Raw genomic sequence first — 16,064 nt, forward strand, 5'->3', positions numbered from 1 at the left:
GCTACCGAGTCGCCGAACACAAGCGGGGCCGGCGACCGAGGCTACCTGTCTTCGCCGGGATAAACTGGTGCGCCAAGAAAACAAGTGGCGCGATACGGCGATCTGGATGGCCGTCTGTGCTCATGAAAGCACGAGGCACGCGTGCGCAAGCTTCCGCTGACGTACGCGGGCTGGGCATGCGGCCTGCTGTTCGACCGACGCAGGGAATTGCGATCGCCTCGAGCGAATCGGGTCGAAGCATAGACGGATGCGCCTACGCAATGCGTTTCGGTCAGGCAATGTTGTCGTAATATACGGTCAGCCATGGTGGTCTCTCACTGTGTACGCCAAGGTCAGGCCGCAGGCGATGTTCGCAGCATCGCTTGCGGCCGCTCCGTTCCGGAGCTTTTCTTCGAGCCCCCCCCGCTGCGCGATTTCCGCAACAGATGGCGAGGGTTCGTCTCGATTGGTCAATCCTCCGCAGGAGTGGATCGCTCATCCGTGAGGTCGCCGGGGTCCAGTGACATTCAAGCGTTCCCCTTCAGCTTCAGCCAGACCTTGTTGCGCAGTTGAATCGCCGCGGGCGAGCACATCTTGTACGGCTTGAGCCGATCCCTGTACTGCTCGGGCGTTTTGATCGCAGGGTTATTCAACAGCGCCGGATCGACGTAGCGCTCCGACCCAACGATCTCGTTGCTGTAACGAATCGCGTTGGTCACCAGCGCGATGTTTTCAGGTCGCATCATCCAGTCGACGAACTTGTATGCCGAGTCGACGTTCCTTGCCTTGGCCGGGATCAGCAGGCTGTCCATGAACAACCGGACGCCCTCTTTCGGATAGACGAATCGAATCGTCGTCAGACGATCCTGTGCGCGCGCCGCAGCGCCGTTCCAGACGTGCTGAACAGTAATTTGCCGGGTGGCGAGGCGATCGATCGTACCGTCGTTGCTGTAGGTCTTCACGAAAGGCTTCTGCTTTTGCAGGACGTCGAGCACGCGCTTCGCATCCTCGGGACGCTCGGTGCATTCATCCTGTCCTAGATACCAGCTCGCGGCCATGTACAGCTCCTCCTCGACGTCCAGATCGCCGACCTGCCCGCGCAGCGCCTCGGAAGGCTCGAAGAAGGATTTCCAGCTATCGTCGAGCCGGCCGCCCGGCACACGCGCGCTGTCGTAGGCAAACCCGGTTAGCACGACCGTAAAGGGCATTGCGTAGTCCCGCTGAGGATCGAACGCCGGATGGCGGTATTCCGGCTTGATGTTGGCGATATTCGGCAACTTGCTCTTGTCGAGCTTGAGCAGCAGGCCGGATTTCACGAGCACCGGGACATAGTAGTCGCCGGCCACCACGATGTCGTAGCCTCCTCCTCCCGCCTGCAGCTTCTGGGTCAGTGCGGCATCGCTCGCATACGTGTCGAGCGTCGTTTCGATGCCGGTATCAGTCTGGAACTTCTTGAGCAAGTTCACAGGCAAGATGCCCGGCCAGCTTCCGATATGCAGCTCCGCGGCCTGAGTCGTGACAGCGGCAAGAAGCAACATCGCCCCGATTGTTTTTTTCATAGCGTTCCTATTGCTTGGAGATTCGATGGATGTACGTCGGACTGCCTGGTCGCGGACCGCCGCTTACCCCGACCACCGAGGATCCACACAGCGACCAATTGCACCGACGAGAGGCCGATGACGACGGTTGAAACAGCACTTACCTTTGGTGTGATGCCAATCTTCATCGCACTGAAGATGTACATCGGCAAGGTGGTCATGCCGGCGCCGGCGAGAAAATAACTGGTGATGTAGTCATTCATCGAAGCGACGAACGCGAGCAGCGCCCCCGCGACAATGCCCGGCAGCGCCAAAGGCACGGTGATTTGCCGAAATGCCGCCCACGGTGTGGCGGACAGGTCCGCGGCGGCCTCGAGCAAGGTGCGATCGATCGTCTTGAGCCTGGCTTTGATCGGCAGGTAAGCAAGCGGCACACAGAAGACCACGTGTGCAAACAGAACGACGCCGAATCCAGGCTCGGTCTTGAACATCGAGAACAGCATCATGGTGGCGATCGCCAGCACGATTTCCGGTATTGCCAGCGGAAGCGCGATGAGAAGTCCCGCCGAGTCAAAACCCCGCCGGTCCCTTCTCGACCACCACGCAACCGCCGCACTCGTCGCAAGCGCGGTGGACAGCACCATCGACGTCAACGCCAGACCGAGTGAGTTTTTCGCGGCGCGGACCAGCGTCGGATCCCCCCAGGCCTCCACGTAGGCCCGGAAGCCGAACCCGTCCCATACGAGCGCGGACGGGCCCACGTTGAAGCTCATCCATATCACCGTCAGCATCGGCACATAGAGGAACACCAGCACGGCGCATGCGATCGACGCGGTCAACGGAAACCGCCGCAGTTCAGGCGAACTCATGAACGTGTTCCTGTCGTTGAAGGAGGGAACCCAGTCGGGACACGAGCATGGCCAGCAGTACAACGGCGAGCAAGGCGAACGACATGGCGGCGCCCAAAGGCCAATCCCGGCCGCCCGCGAACTGGAAATCGATCAAGTTGCCGATCATGAATGCATGGTTGCCACCGAGCAGGCCCGGGATCGTATAGGACCCCAGTGCGGGAACAAAGACGAGCCCCACGCCCGCCATAATGCCCGGACGGCAGCACGGTACGACCACATGGATCAATGCGGCCGGCTTGTGTGCCCCCAGATCGTAGGCCGCTTCGACCAACCGCCAGTCGAGATCGTCGAGCGCCGCGAAGATTGGCAGGACCATGAACGGCGTGAATGCATAGACGAGTCCGATCATCGTCGCAAGATCCGTGTAGAGCCAACCGAGCGGGCCTCGTACGAGGCCGGTTCTGGCCAATATCTGGTTCAGCAACCCGTCGTCCGCAATGACGATGATCCATCCGTACATCTGGACGACGACACAGGTCCAGAACGGAATCGTAATCAGGATCAACAACGCGGCCTTCCACTTCCGGGGGCGCGTCGCCATGAACAGCGCCGTCGGGAATCCGATCAGCAGACATCCCGCGGTGGTCAGCAGGGCCATGGTCATCGACCGGGCGAAGATAGCGAGATAGCCCCGCTGAAGCACAAGCGCTCCATCCCAGTCCCGATCGAAAACAACCCGCTCGTACGCTCGCGCAGTGAAGTCCCCCCACGCGACGCCGCCGAAGTCGAGCGGCGCGCTGAGCGAGACCACGGCCAGGACAATCATGGGAAGAACAACGCCTGCGGTCATGACGAGCACCGCCGGGTTGCTCATCGGTCGCCACGATTTCAGTAGATTGAGTATGGGGATTTGGCGCACTGCCAACTACCTCAAATCAGTCAGTTCGATTGGCAAGAAGCGTACCAAATCGATCGCGCCATTTATAGTCGACGCACGTGCCGATCGCGCCAATGTGTTACCCCTGAGCGCCAAGACTATTATAAGTTTCCTGGACGGCATTTTATCTCAAACTATTTCGCAGATTGAAATTCTCAACTCGGGTGTTATTTTGATCGATACAGCGACTTTTTAAGGTCCGTTTCGGTACGTACCAAAACGCCATGGCATCACCAGTCAAAGCTGCCGTACTGCAACCGCCGCAAGCCTAATGGGATGATTGATCTTTTTGGCACACCATCGGCAGCAATACCCCGCGCACACGCGTTTCGCCAGACGGCTACCCATCCCCTCATTGCATAGTGATTATTGGCAAATACGCAAAAATCGTGAGATAGTTGTGCAAGCCGCACCGAGTAAATTTCACATAATGAGAAAAGAGACGATAACGAATATGACCAATGCTGAGAAGCTACAATACCGGCCGATGAATGAGCGCGACATCGGCGCATTTTATGACGTGCGATTCTCCGTGAGCGAGAATAGAATCCACCCCCACCAAGTTCACCTTCTCAACCGCAACCTGCTGATCGAGAAAATCAGGCAGGGAGGTGGCTGGATCTGTGAATGTGGTAATGAGGCCGTCGGGATCTGTCTGCCAGTCATCACCGAAAAGCCGTTCATCTCCGCCTTGTTTGTGAAACCGTCGTTCCATGGCGTCGGCATCGGCAGCGAGCTGCTCGACCGTGCGCTAACATGGCTGAAGGAAAAAGGCGTAGATCAAATCACGCTCGTGACCGATCCGGGTTCCCGGGCTGATGGCTTCTACCAGCGTCTAGGGTGGAGCCGCGGCGAACTGGACGAGTATGGATGCCAGGTCGTGTTCACGAAGTCGCTAGGGAATTAGATATCCAAGGAGTCGAATGAAGCCGGTCGCCGACGTGATTCACCGCACTGCAGCGCAACGTCCTGCGCCGCTTCACACCATCTTCATCACGCTCGACTTGATGAAGCGCTTGGGGGTTCCGGTCGACGTCCTGCTGAAAGGCACCGGCATTTCGCCGTTGGACGTCGAGCGGCCAAACGCCATGGTGACGCACGCGCAGGAAATGGTGCTGTTTGCGAATGCACTGGAGGCTACCGGGAACACCGGGATTGGGCTTCAAATCGGCCACGCGATCCCCGTGACGTCGTACGGCCTGCGCGCCCACGCCATGCTGGTGAGCCCGACGCTGGGTGACGCGCTACGCCTGGGCTTCGAGCACCCGTTGCTGGGAATCAGTTATTTCCGGATGAGGATAACGACAAAGGGCGACGTGGCTAGAATAACGGTTGGTGGCTATACCTATCGCACGGATCTCCTTGTCGTGAACACCGACATGGTTTTCACCGCTATCCGCCGGGAAATGCGCGACTTGATCGGACGATATCCGGAATTTCTGAGGATCGGGTTTGCTTATCCGGAGCCGCCGCACGTAGACTCTTACGGAGCCTATTTCAACTGCCCTATCGAATTCAACTCCAGTGAAAGCTATCTCGAGTTCGATCGATCAATACTTGAAACCGAGCTCCCGCTTGCACATCCGATCGAATATGAATTGGCAAAAAAGGCGTGCTCGAAGCGCGAATTCGAGCTGGCGCACTGGGTCCCATCTGACCTCATCGGGCGCCTCCTTGGCCTGATGTATGACAATCCAGCATGTCAAGACGTCGCCGAATTGTCAAAAAGGCTCGGGATCTCGCTGCGTAGCTTCCAACGAAAACTTCAGGAAATGGGGACGTCGTTCAGTGCTTTGCATAATATTGTCCGCCAAGATCTGACGTCGCAATACCTCGCGGAAAAGGAATACACGGTTAAAGAAATCGCAGCAAGATTGGGGTACAAAAATACTTCCGCATTCAGCCGGGCGATGAAGCGATGGTCAAGAGTTGCAGCTGAATAAGCGCAACATAGAACGGGCTCGCCCTTGCATACGCCTCGTCCTCCCTCTCGGGGTCAGCAGCCGGCACGGTTACGATATTCCGCCCTGCTGCGCCGGCTTGATGCGCGGCCTCGGCTGCTTTTGGACGTCGCACGCCCGACACGAATGCGCCGAGGTTAATCGAGAGTCAGAGGCTTGGCTCGGTTTTCGAGTCAGCCGCGAGGCCTGCATCTTTGCGCGCGGCCTCCAGTACCTGCCGCCCCATCTTGATCTTGTTGGATGAAGCAAGTGTCGCGATGCCAGGAAACACGAGTTTGGCGCTTTCTAGTTTTGATTGCGCAACTGGGTCATCTTCGCTGACCTTTTCCGGGAAGACAGCAATAAACCACACCTGAAAAACCTGCGCCTCTATAGGGCCGCCCTGCCGAAGCCGCATGTAGTCCTCCACTGCCAGAAACAAGATGGCGGAAACATTATCCTCGCGCAGTTCGACCGAGCTATCAGGGTTCGGGTCTTGGTCAGCGTGCTTGAAGAAGTTTCGACACGGCTGGTTGATGTAGTACTTCAGCGTCCGTCCGGCTGGAAGACTTTCGCGCGCCTGCTTGGAGAAACTTTCGATGCCCGCGCTCGTGCAGAGCACGTCGATGACCTCCCATGCGTTCGATGCCAGCGAGTACACGGACACGGGATCGCTGCCATCGAAGAAAAGGCGAATGGCTGTAATGAGTTGCCGCCTGGCTGCGTCGATTTTTGTAACGAGCATGTTCGTCTACTCCTGCACGTGGGCTCGATGGAACATCTCAGTGACTGCCTTCTTAACCGCCTCGGGGTTCATTTCATGCTGGTCGGGATGGGCGTACTTCACCATGTAGCCCGCCATAACGTGCGTGATCGCATCTGCCTCGGTACGGACCCACTGCGCGAGCTGGATCACGTCCGCATAGCTGGCCGGGTCATTGTCGTCATTCGCGGGCCAGCTGTTGCGAAGAAACCAGCGGTGCATGAGTTCGTTGCGGCGGTCAATTAGGGTATTGAGTCGCCCCTCCAAATCTGCAGCGATCTGCCCTCGCTGCGAAAGGACTTTCACGACGTTCGCCGTCGCGTTTTTGTATCGTCGCTCTTCGATCATCCCACCCGTCGCCTGAAGGTACGCCGGGTCGGTGATCATCTTGAAGCCTTCGTGAATCGACACGAAGGCCACCTCGAACATCTGCATCGCGATCACCGCGCGCCCGATCGCCGCGTATGCTTGCTCCATGCATTTCTCCCGTAAGTAAGGCCGCGCGGAAAGCCGCTCGAGCAGCAGGGCGGACAACGTCGTCGTCGCGTCGAATCGGTTATTCGACGCCGAGCCCTGTCAGCAACACAATGGTGCCGGGTCACCCGCGGCCGCATCTGGGGCATTTGGCCCCTCGGATATTACCCTGACGCCCCGGGCGCTACGCCCATGCACATCCTATGCATGGCCGACCTGGCAAGCGCTCGTCAGTTCGCTTCGAGCAAGTCGACGCATCCCAATGGAGCGTCCCGACTCACCACTGCCAGCGCCAAATTTGCTTTCGCCACGAGCTCGAGCGGTCGAAGACCCTGGACATAGTGCCCATGAGTAATGCGGTCCATGCCTGCGCCAGCGAGCTTCGCCACGGTGCGAAGACTGGCAGTGAGCGCGACGCTATCGAGCCGCCCGCCATGCAGGATCAAATTGCGCTGGCGATACAGCCGATGGAAGGACTCGCTGATCATGTCCTTGATCGTCTGAAGTTCAATGCGAGGATTGCTGAGCAATTTCTTCATCCGGGCAACGGCTGCCTGATCCGCTACGCTCGGCAGCGCCGGGATCCGCTCCTCGAGAATCATAGTCGCCAGGATGCGACATCGCTCACGATTGACGTCGACCCCCGAAAGCTCGGCAAAGTTGTCGGGCAGGATGCGCTCGACGCGGTGGGACAGCGCCGTAAGTTCGGCGCGAGGGAACGAGCAAGTGACCAGCGTGGCCAGATTATCCGCCGCAGAGGCTCGGTCATTCGGGTCCGCGAGCAAACCCTCAATTGCGCCCCATCCGCCTGCAACGGCGGCCGGCGGCGAACTCCCCTCCAGATGCGCCAGCAGCTCCAAGGCGGCGTCCACGTCCTGACTGACGTCCGTCGCGAATACTCGGGCCTCACGATGCAACTCCCTGACCTCGACGCCTCGAGCGCTTGCGGTCATCAGCGCCGCGTCGGCGCTGCCACGAACCCACAGGTTTGGCAGGTAGTGGAGTGGCTGGCCCGTCGCGAGCAGGGCACGTGCCGAATAGCGATCCGCTTCATTGCGGGCAGCCTCCGCCGCGCCGATCTCGTCGCGCGCGCGCACGGTGATCACCATGGCCGCAGCGGCCCGCACGCCAGCTGTGTCGAAACCATTTTCCGACAACCATCCGGTGATCGCGGCGCCGGTCAGCCAGACGGTGGGTAGCCCACTGCGTGCCCATGGGGCGATTCTGAACGCCAGTAATACCTCGAACTCACGCGGGACGTTCGTCCGCACGATGCCCTGCAGTTCCTCACACAGTTCGGCTAAGGTGACTGGTTCAGGTGCGTCGTTCTTTTGGGCGATTACGGCTCGCAGATGCTGACTCGAGAAGCCCATATCGAGTAGATGAGCGCCAACGTGGCGTGCGAAGTGCTCGGCACGAAAATCGTGCCTGGCGACCGCAGTTGCCCATCGAGCGAGATAGTCGATCGACACCCGCTCCGAAAGCTCGCGTATTGCGAAGTGTGCGACGCCTTCAGCACGCGGCACCTGTTGCACCTGGTCGCGAAGAAACTGTTTCTCTTCTGCTGTAAATGCGGGGTGTACGCCAACGCGCTTTTGTAGCGATGACGCGATGCGCTTGACTGAACCCTCGCTTAGATGCCCCTGTCTCATCACTGAACAGGCCTCGAACAGTTCCTCCATCGACAACGTAGTACCGATGCCCCAAAGCGAACGGTACCAATGCTTTCGGTCGGAGAAGAACTCGACGAGCCGAGCCAGGGCAATTCTTTCAGGCTGATTGACAAGATTGAACATGTGGCCTAAGATGGGCGTTCGGCCAGCAGCAGTGCTGGTCCACAGTCTAGTGGGGCGCGACCCGATTGGTGCCGGCAATCTTTGATGGCTTAATCCAAGAGGCTCAAGCCCCCAGTTCTTAAAAGCCCCGCTCGATGCGGGGCTTTTTCTTTGCGGTTCCGCTGCAATTTGAGTCGCCCATGCGGAGCCTCGGCGAGGCCCCCACGAGGGCAGAAAATTATACGGGATACTCGTCGGCTCGATTGCGCCATCGAATCGCGGCGAAAGTCGAATTCTTGTTCCGTCATCACACCGGCAAGCCGGGCTGATACATGCCGGTGATCGCCCGGCAAGCTCCTCCCGCCCCGTCACGCGTACAGGCGTCCGCCGGCGACCTCCGCCCGCGCCTCGCTCTCGGACGCGTAGCGGCGTTGCTTGGCGGTCAAGGCGATCGCGACGCGCAGGTCGTCGCCGGTCAGTGGCACCCTGCAGCACGGTGACGCTGCCGCGGATCAGTGTGCGTGCGACCTTCGCCAGCACCTCGCGCGCGGCAAATATCGGAGGCCTCATTCTGCGACGCGGTCGCCAGCTGTCAACCCGTCACGTCACGCGAGCTTCCGGCTCCCGTTTCCGCGTGGCGGATGCGGCCGGCTTCGTCCGCCGCGTCCTGAGTGAACCGCATCCAGGCTAGGTCGAGCTCGACAATGAGCCGACCAGCGTCCTCGAGCAAGCGCTCGCGATGCGCATCGAACCAGCGCGCCTGCGCGATCAGATCGGCCCGATCGTCCGCCTTTCGAACGGGCGTCGAAAAGTGGCGGTGCAGATCGTTGACCGAGACGGCGCGGCCAAACAGGCTTTGCATCAGCCCGCGCGTGGTCGCGATCGTCGCGTCGGGCGGGGGCGGATCCAGCGACTGCACGAACGCGATCACCGCGCGTGCGCGCGCGGCGCTTGATGCCGCTCAGCAAGCCTTGCAAATGGCGATCGCCGACGCCGGCATGCGCGAGCATGGCCGTGACGGCGTCATCGCGATCGCGGAAAGTGAAGAATGACATGGCGCGCTAGTGCTGTTTGAAGATATATCTTTGTACAGCATCGGCGGACGAGATTCACGGTCTGCTGACCGCGTTTCGTACTGCCAGGGCTATGCGACATCCATGAGCCCGAACGCATGACTGCGCAACACCTCTACGTGGCTCTCACGCGAGGCGCAAGGCGAGTCGTGGCTTTGCTCGTCGACGCCTCGCTAACGCCCGTCACAGGCCGCTAATCGATGGGATGGATGCAGTACCCTCCTACTCGAAACGCTCATCGCGTTCTCGGTCCCGCTTGGCCTCCCACACCGCGTCCTCGCTTGCCTCTCGAAGTAGCTCACTTTTCTCCTGTTCGATAAATGCGGACAGCGAGGGGACGCTGCGGGTATCAAATCGACTCAGCAAGATCGCGTTCTCCCTCAGGATCGTCGAGCGCGAACCGCCCCAGATCATCGGACGCAGCCGCTCGACGAGTGCGCTCATGACGACCTGCGCGTCGGGCGCCTCATGAGCCAACCGCGCAGCAAGCGGTCGCCAGTTCCGTGGTTGATGCTCGATTGTCGTCTCGAACACTGGCGCGACGGTGGCGATGAGCGGGTAACGGGTGGCGGGCTCTTCCGAGCACCACGCGAGCAACGATTCGTCGCTCACTTCCTCCAACGGATTTCCATGGTTAAGGATCGTGCGCGTGATCAGCCGGGCACCAGCCGCAACTTCGGTTTCGTCGCCCGTAAACAGGGCATCCAACATTGCTCTCGGCTGCAACTTGGCGAGACACTTCAGCAACTCGCCACGATAGACCCCAAACCGCTGGTCGATCGACGCCCGGCGTAAGTTCGCGCAGAGGGTAAGCACCACGGAATGGCCCGCTTCCCCGATCGCACAGACATCGATCACACTCTTCAAGTGGTAATCGTCCGCTAACGCATCATCGACGTCATTGAAATCGACGGCGCTCAGTACGGTTCGTCCAGCCTCAACGATCGGCGCCGCGTGCAGGCGCTTGTCGTGAATGTCGCTGAAAAACTGGCTGCCGAGCATTCGTATCGCCACCCGCATGCCGTCTTTCACCTTTGATACAGAAACAATAAAGCTGGCGATATCGACGGCGGGAATCACTTCAACAGCCCGGCCGAAATGGATGTCCACGTAACGTGCAATCGGCACTTTTCCGAGTTCAAGCGATCGGCGCAGTCGCGCGATGCCATCAGGCACATTCAATACCGGCGGCAGCAACTGAGGGAAATGCGATGCAAGCGGATCCTTCCGCACGGCCTCGTCCAATAATTCGCCAAGCAGCGGCGAATGCCCGTTCGCGAGCTCGAGAAGGAAGCCGCTGAGAACTCGCAAGTCGCAATTTTCCTCGGGAATCTGCCCGAACGCAGTGACCAAGCGATTCCATAGGTCCTTCGGGTCCAGTGCGCCTCGCGCCAGTCCCATACCGAAATACCATATATTCGACCCGCCACCCAAGATTTCGGGCATCAGCTCATCAAGCACGGCCGGATCGTTCGCGACGTCGGCGGCAAGGGCAAATACCTCGTCATTCTGCCGCTCCACGGCCCGCTGAAAATTGTGTGCGTCGGTGGCGTCACCTTCGTCCAGATCGTAGCCGCTGCTCGAGAACACTCGAGCCCGGATTCGCTCGACGAGACTACGCGGTCGTAGCATATTCGCCATCGCACCCAGCCGCGCGTAGTTTTCAGAATCCTTGTCCTTTTCATCATAGAAGCGGGTCTGCTTCACGGCGTGCCAACCCTCATTCCAAAACCCCTTTTTCGCGAGCTGTTTTGCTAGAACCTCCAGGTCATCACGCAATCCCACCTGCACCCACAGGCCGCGAAAACTCGCCGCTATAACTTCCTGAACATCGCGTTCGACTGGAGTGTTGGATAGAGCAAACTCCTCCGCCACTGAGAGTGCTGCTTTATACCAATGCAGGACGTCCGAAGCCGTTTCCGGGTGATAACCAAAGTCACGGGAATGCGCACCAAACTGGAAGTCGTACTGCGACGTAAAAAAATGAGAACACAACAAAGCTCGGAGTGCTGACAATCCAAGCTTGCGCTTGATTGCGTTGTCAGACCGCAGTAGCTTCCGCACGACTTGCACCCGCTGCTCGGCCGAGGCATGTGTTCCTGAAAGGAAGAGATGGAAAAACGAGGTATGAATATTACTTGCTGCGCCGAACTTGCTGTGGACAGCAAGGAACTGAAGCAACGTCGCGCACCGGTCGAAAAGGTCGGCCCGCCAAGCTAGGGATCGCAATGCGTGGGCAACATAATCATGCCCGTCCAGCGCTAGATCAGGGCCGACTGGCGGCACGTTGACTTCCAGTGCTATCAGACCGGCTTCGGGCGCTGCGGGGAGGCAGTTTTGAAAGACTGCCTTGCCAAAATCGTTGAGATTCCAGACGTGTTGGCCGATCCATCCCTGAGCGGCTAGCCATGTACCAACGATACTCCTTGCTTCGGCGCTGCTGTCGAGATAGCCCAATCGCCTCGCAAAGGAGATCGTCAAGCGCTCCGGTGCACCACCCGCAAGAGCCTCATTGATCCGGTCAAGGGTGAGATTCTGCAGCGCACTCGTCGCGAGGTGGTTTGCGAGCGCATGGGGAAGAATCGCACGCCATTTCCCTCGGCGTTGCGCAAGGTCTCGTCGCAGTAGCTCCGCGACGGCCCCATGGGCTTGTTCGGGACTAGCACCGACCAGGCCAGCAATTCGGTATAGCTCAGCATCAGGACCGTCGGATAGGTCGTCTGCGTTGAACGAGTAAACGAGCGCGCAGGCCTGTGCCATCGCCAAGAGCGACTTGTCGAAGCCCTGACGCTGGGCGAAGAGGCGCTCGAATAGCTGTGCATCGCTTAGTTTCGCGAGTGTGCCGCCTCGATTGACCGTACTAGCTAGCGCAATCGCAATACGGGCGTTGCCGCAAGAGAACTCGGCCGCTGTTCTCACGTTTATGCCGGATAGCCTCGGGAAGCGGCTCTGTAGAAGTGTTTCGACGAGCCCAACCGACGCCGCGCGGAGCTCGAAGACTTCGGTGCCTTCCGGCACGTCATCCTTAATGTCATACTCGACAGTCAGGATACTCAGGCTACCGCCCGAGGACCGCACCAGCTCCGATAACCGTCCGTGCAACTCCGAAGGGCAATTGTCGACGATCAAGATTGCACGAGCGCGACTGGCAATCAGGTCGGACGTGAGCTTGAACGGTTGCGGATCTGGGTCGTTGCTCAAATTCGTGTAAACCGCAAGCGCGGGGTCCAACGCGTCCTGACCAACGCGATCATCGAAAAGTGCCTGCACAAACCGCGTTTTCCCAACCCCAGACAAGCCGACTAGTCTCACAACGCCCGGTGCTTGACGCAATATTCCACGAATGCGGTGCAACCCGTCCAACGCGGACATCTCTCGTGAATTGCCGGAGGAGCGGTCTCGCATCCGGACATCGTTGTCGACCAGATAGGCTGCGTCGACTCCTCCAGCGGGGTATGCCCATGGACCAAAAGCTTCCCAGCCTGAGATTGACCGGCCGATTGCGCCTCGTACCCAAACGACGAGTCCTGGATGGTTGCGCACCCACGTCGCCAATCGTGTACGATCGTAGAAGTCGCTATGAAGCTTGCCAGCTAGCCCGTTGGCCGCCGCCGTAATCGCCTTCTTACGCTTCGCCAACGCACTATCGCTAGTGGTCCCCAACGAGCTGACGATGATGTATGCCCCTTCTTCTTCAGCGAGATCCCGGATCACCGGGCGGAGTTCTCCTTTGGGGCGCATTTCCGCAGTGATGGCGCCCGGCGGCATATCCTGTCGCTTGACCTGAAAGCCGGTGCAACAGCGAGGAATAAATCCATCATCCCACTCTCGGTTCGGTACGCTGACTCTCACGTCAAGGCCGCCATCGGTTGCATTCTGATCGCCCCCCCAAGTGACGGCCGCAGTGGAACACCCACGGCTACGCAATTCCGCTTCACATAACCGGCCGACGAGGGTTCTGAGCTGCCGATCATCTAGGTTGGCAATATCCTCGGGGGTAATTTCAAACATGTTCGAGAATTCCGTGTCAGATTCATTGTTCGGACGGTCGGACATCACATCCGCAGCGCTGAGTTGCTGAAGCGACGGTGCGATCGGCCTCGCTGTGAAGCTGCGCGATTGCAAGCCAATCGACCTCGGCAAGATCGAGCGTCGATTCCAGATAGGGAATCACGCGCTGCTTGAACTCGGCCGGCATGCGCGCCTCGGTGGTCTGCGTTGCACGTCGGTAGTGTGCGATGCCCGGCTTGAGAAGCCAGTTCTCGCCATTTCTCCCGAGAAACAGGTGGATGTTGTAGCTGAGGTCGGGCATTCCCGAGACCCATCGGTCGACGAACTGCAGGAATATCGCGAGGTCACGCGCTTCGCCGAGATACTGAGCGGTCCGGTCTTCGACAATAGAGTTCAGCATAGGTCGGGTAAGTCAGGCGACGGTGACGGAAGAACCTGGGTCTGCAAGGTCCGGGCATGGCCGGCACACCGGATTGGATCGACACGTCAATCTCGTGGCGTCGTTGAATGCCCAGCTAGCAGCACCGAGCATGACAGACGTCACTGGACCCGTTCCCGGATTGCTGGTTGCAGGTCCTCCGGGGAGGTGCCCCCTCCCGCACGTTGGCGTGGTGTGAGAAATGCGCTACTACCGCGTCGCGCTGCTCCAGCTCGGAAGCCAACTGCTGATCATCCATTGAAGTATCCCCGTAGTCGATCATCGACGCGCAACTCCCGGAGGATCGGGAAGATTCTGGCACTCTACATCGCCTAACTGACGGCACGATATGCCGCGTGCTGCGTCTGCAGTGCGTGGATCTTCGCGCGAAGCTCTTCCTCGTAAGCGAAGTTGCTTTCGAGTCCGACCGTGGCGTCCTGGACGGCTTTTATTAGCCGTAGCGCCCGCACGTCGTGAAACGGATTCAAGCCGATGAAATTCCCCAGTGTTAAGTCATCAGGCGGTGGCGCGGAAATCAGCTCGACGAGTTTCGCCGCAGCCCGAGATAGGTCCCATTCGGATACAAACAACAGTAGCGCGCACAGCGCGAGAACCGGGGCACCCTTCGATTCCTCGCCGATCAGGGATGGGCGGCCAAACGCCCGCCGAAGTGGCTGCCAATGAAGGGCGGCAAATTCGGCCAACGCGATCGCGCGTTCGTAGTGCGTTGCAAGCGGCGTCGCATCAAACATGGTTTGGCCCATGCGTTGGTTGATGAGCGCGATCGCGCGCTCCTTCGCATTGAACCAACCGAAGCCAGGTCGAAGCCGTGCGAGGAAGCGCTCGACGACCTCGCTATACCGAGTCGACAGTTCCCGTTGTGCCGCGTGCTTCCAGTCGAACTCAGGAACATCGCCAAAGCACGGCTGAAAAGGCACGCTGCTCCCATGGGCACGGTGCGCCGCAAGCTGAATACACCAGTTGACGGCCGCTGCTGGTCGACTAATGTGGAATTGATGGGCGGATCTCAGCTCGAAATGCCACTTTCGGAGCGCGCGCATGTCAACCTGGTTGAACATTTGCCGCTCAATGCCCGTGCATACCAGTTGGCCAATCGCACGTGTCAACGCGGACTTTGCTTCGCCGAAATCGACCCCACCTTCGCGCTTCGCATCAGAGGTGTCGTTGCGATAGAAGTCGCACAGCGGATGATGGGCTGTCTGTTCACCGGGGCCGACGAAGCGGAAATGTGCCTGTCGAACCACCCGCCCGTTGCTGCTGCGGCCGCCGCGAACAAACATCGCACCTGTCGCGAAGCACGAAGGGCACTCGAGCTCCGGGACCACTACAGCGAGCGCTTCCCGAATCAACGGCGACGCGAGATCGATTGGCGCATCCGAGGCGGTGCCCGTACATAAGCGCGCCAATTGCTCTACATCCAGTTCACGACCGAATTGCTCTGAATATGCTGTCCGCGTCATATCGAATCCCGCTGTTTTCCAAGTTTCTTAATATTTGTTCCGCATCTAGTCCGCGAGACGGGACACGGCACGTAGCGACGCTCTGGCCCAGCGTGGAAACCGGCGAACGACAGGAACACCGAACTGACGGCGATGGATGATCTCCCGCACGCTCAGACGAAATGCAGCAGGAGACGCTCAACCGAGTTCGTCATGTCCCCCGCTTTGCGAAGGCCACGGCCCCTCATCGGTACTTCCGCGATTCATTCGGAGACTGAGGTGTGCGGTATCGGTAGTTGTTGTCGATCCACTGCTTTGCCCATTCGATCCCGCGTTCGCAGGCTTGGGCTCGATAAACGCGATTGCCAAGGTCGGTGAAAATGAACCGCTCGTCACCACGTGAGACGATCACACCCGAGACGAAGAGCCGCTGATTCGCCAAAATGGTCGGTGACGCCTCGATCTTCCAGCCCTCGTACTCCGCGAACCGATTCACCCGTTTCATCGCAACCTCCGGCTGCTGCTTCGCTGTCGTATCCTATCGCGCACACATGGCGCGCTATTCCGCTTTTATGCGTCGCGCTACCGGGCCGCGCCATCCTGTAGCGTTCGATAGAAATTGGCCAGTCACGCCATAACCATGGCGGTCGAAGCCATAGGGTTCCGTGACCAGCCCCATCGTTGCCATCGCATCGAGGGCGGACACGGCGGCTCCGTTGTTGATGGGGTGCCAGTCTTTTCTCACCTCGACTGCAATCTCCGCGAGTCTGCGCATCCCATCCTCCTCGATATTCAGCCGTTGTCGGTCACTGCATAGTAAAGGTGCCACCACCATCCGGTGCGGG

At 59.3% G+C, this 16,064-nt stretch carries 16 protein-coding genes; 4 read left to right on the plus strand and 12 right to left on the minus strand.

Translation table 11 applies throughout. The annotated features are described in order from the left end of the window. Positions 1–506 precede the first annotated feature (506 nt). Genes GD429_RS06435 through GD429_RS06445 form a run of 3 tightly spaced genes read right to left on the minus strand, consistent with a single transcriptional unit; the run spans position 507 to position 3,218 of the window. A complete protein-coding gene (locus tag GD429_RS06435; RefSeq protein ID WP_152856198.1) occupies positions 507–1,538 on the minus strand; it encodes an extracellular solute-binding protein in 1,032 nt (343 codons plus the stop codon). Beyond that, positions 1,535–2,386 carry an ABC transporter permease gene (locus GD429_RS06440; protein WP_152856199.1) on the minus strand — a complete coding sequence of 284 codons (852 nt, stop codon included), beginning with the start codon at positions 2,384–2,386 and terminating at the stop codon, positions 1,535–1,537. The genes GD429_RS06435 and GD429_RS06440 overlap by 4 nt, the downstream gene beginning before the upstream one ends. Continuing rightward, positions 2,373–3,218: an ABC transporter permease gene (locus GD429_RS06445; protein WP_415748929.1), complete on the minus strand. Its 846-nt coding sequence runs from the start codon at positions 3,216–3,218 to the stop codon at positions 2,373–2,375. Before GD429_RS06445 ends, GD429_RS06440 begins: the two co-directional genes overlap by 14 nt. Here GD429_RS06445 and GD429_RS06450 point away from each other — a divergent pair. From GD429_RS06450 to GD429_RS06460, 3 genes are all read left to right on the plus strand, one after another. After that, positions 3,193–3,501, plus strand: a complete 309-nt coding sequence (locus GD429_RS06450) for a hypothetical protein (RefSeq protein WP_193727074.1) — start codon at positions 3,193–3,195, stop codon at positions 3,499–3,501. The genes GD429_RS06445 and GD429_RS06450 overlap by 26 nt on opposite strands. Positions 3,502–3,759: 258 nt before the next feature. Further along, positions 3,760–4,212 (plus strand): GNAT family N-acetyltransferase, encoded by a 453-nt coding sequence (locus GD429_RS06455; protein WP_152856202.1) that lies wholly within the window; start codon positions 3,760–3,762, stop codon positions 4,210–4,212. Between the two features lie 16 nt (positions 4,213–4,228). Continuing rightward, positions 4,229–5,248: an AraC family transcriptional regulator gene (locus tag GD429_RS06460; RefSeq protein ID WP_152856203.1), complete on the plus strand. Its 1,020-nt coding sequence runs from the start codon at positions 4,229–4,231 to the stop codon at positions 5,246–5,248. A 166-nt stretch (positions 5,249–5,414) separates the two neighbouring features. Here the strand turns inward: GD429_RS06460 and GD429_RS06465 are convergent, their stop codons facing one another. The 4 genes from GD429_RS06465 to GD429_RS40920 form a co-directional block, all read right to left on the minus strand. Next, positions 5,415–5,990, minus strand: a complete 576-nt coding sequence (locus tag GD429_RS06465) for a hypothetical protein (RefSeq protein WP_152856204.1) — start codon at positions 5,988–5,990, stop codon at positions 5,415–5,417. Between the two features lie 6 nt (positions 5,991–5,996). Then, entirely contained in the window at positions 5,997–6,485 is a 489-nt protein-coding gene (locus GD429_RS06470; protein ID WP_152856205.1) for a hypothetical protein, read from the minus strand. A 227-nt stretch (positions 6,486–6,712) separates the two neighbouring features. Further along, positions 6,713–8,278 (minus strand): integrase, encoded by a 1,566-nt coding sequence (locus GD429_RS06475; RefSeq protein ID WP_152856206.1) that lies wholly within the window; start codon positions 8,276–8,278, stop codon positions 6,713–6,715. A gap of 571 nt (positions 8,279–8,849) precedes the next feature. Next, positions 8,850–9,119 (minus strand): hypothetical protein, encoded by a 270-nt coding sequence (locus GD429_RS40920; RefSeq protein ID WP_227791558.1) that lies wholly within the window; start codon positions 9,117–9,119, stop codon positions 8,850–8,852. 10 nt (positions 9,120–9,129) lie between these two features. Between GD429_RS40920 and GD429_RS40925 the strand changes: the two genes are divergently transcribed. Beyond that, positions 9,130–9,309 carry a hypothetical protein gene (locus GD429_RS40925; protein WP_227791559.1) on the plus strand — a complete coding sequence of 60 codons (180 nt, stop codon included), beginning with the start codon at positions 9,130–9,132 and terminating at the stop codon, positions 9,307–9,309. A gap of 243 nt (positions 9,310–9,552) precedes the next feature. Here the strand turns inward: GD429_RS40925 and GD429_RS06485 are convergent, their stop codons facing one another. From GD429_RS06485 to GD429_RS06505, 5 genes are all read right to left on the minus strand, one after another. Next, positions 9,553–13,341, minus strand: a complete 3,789-nt coding sequence (locus tag GD429_RS06485; RefSeq protein ID WP_152856207.1) for a hypothetical protein — start codon at positions 13,339–13,341, stop codon at positions 9,553–9,555. 22 nt (positions 13,342–13,363) lie between these two features. After that, positions 13,364–13,741: a hypothetical protein gene (locus tag GD429_RS06490; protein ID WP_152856208.1), complete on the minus strand. Its 378-nt coding sequence runs from the start codon at positions 13,739–13,741 to the stop codon at positions 13,364–13,366. A gap of 350 nt (positions 13,742–14,091) precedes the next feature. Next, positions 14,092–15,240, minus strand: coding sequence for a hypothetical protein (locus GD429_RS06495; RefSeq protein WP_152856209.1), 1,149 nt, complete (start codon positions 15,238–15,240; stop codon positions 14,092–14,094). A 223-nt stretch (positions 15,241–15,463) separates the two neighbouring features. Then, positions 15,464–15,724 (minus strand): hypothetical protein, encoded by a 261-nt coding sequence (locus GD429_RS06500; RefSeq protein WP_152856210.1) that lies wholly within the window; start codon positions 15,722–15,724, stop codon positions 15,464–15,466. A 54-nt stretch (positions 15,725–15,778) separates the two neighbouring features. Next, positions 15,779–15,994 carry a hypothetical protein gene (locus GD429_RS06505; RefSeq protein WP_152856211.1) on the minus strand — a complete coding sequence of 72 codons (216 nt, stop codon included), beginning with the start codon at positions 15,992–15,994 and terminating at the stop codon, positions 15,779–15,781. Between the last annotated feature and the right edge of the window lie 70 nt (positions 15,995–16,064).

The sequence above is a fragment of the Burkholderia sp. BE17 genome, assembly GCF_009362305.1.
In the GTDB taxonomy this organism is placed as follows: domain Bacteria; phylum Pseudomonadota; class Gammaproteobacteria; order Burkholderiales; family Burkholderiaceae; genus Burkholderia; species Burkholderia pyrrocinia_C.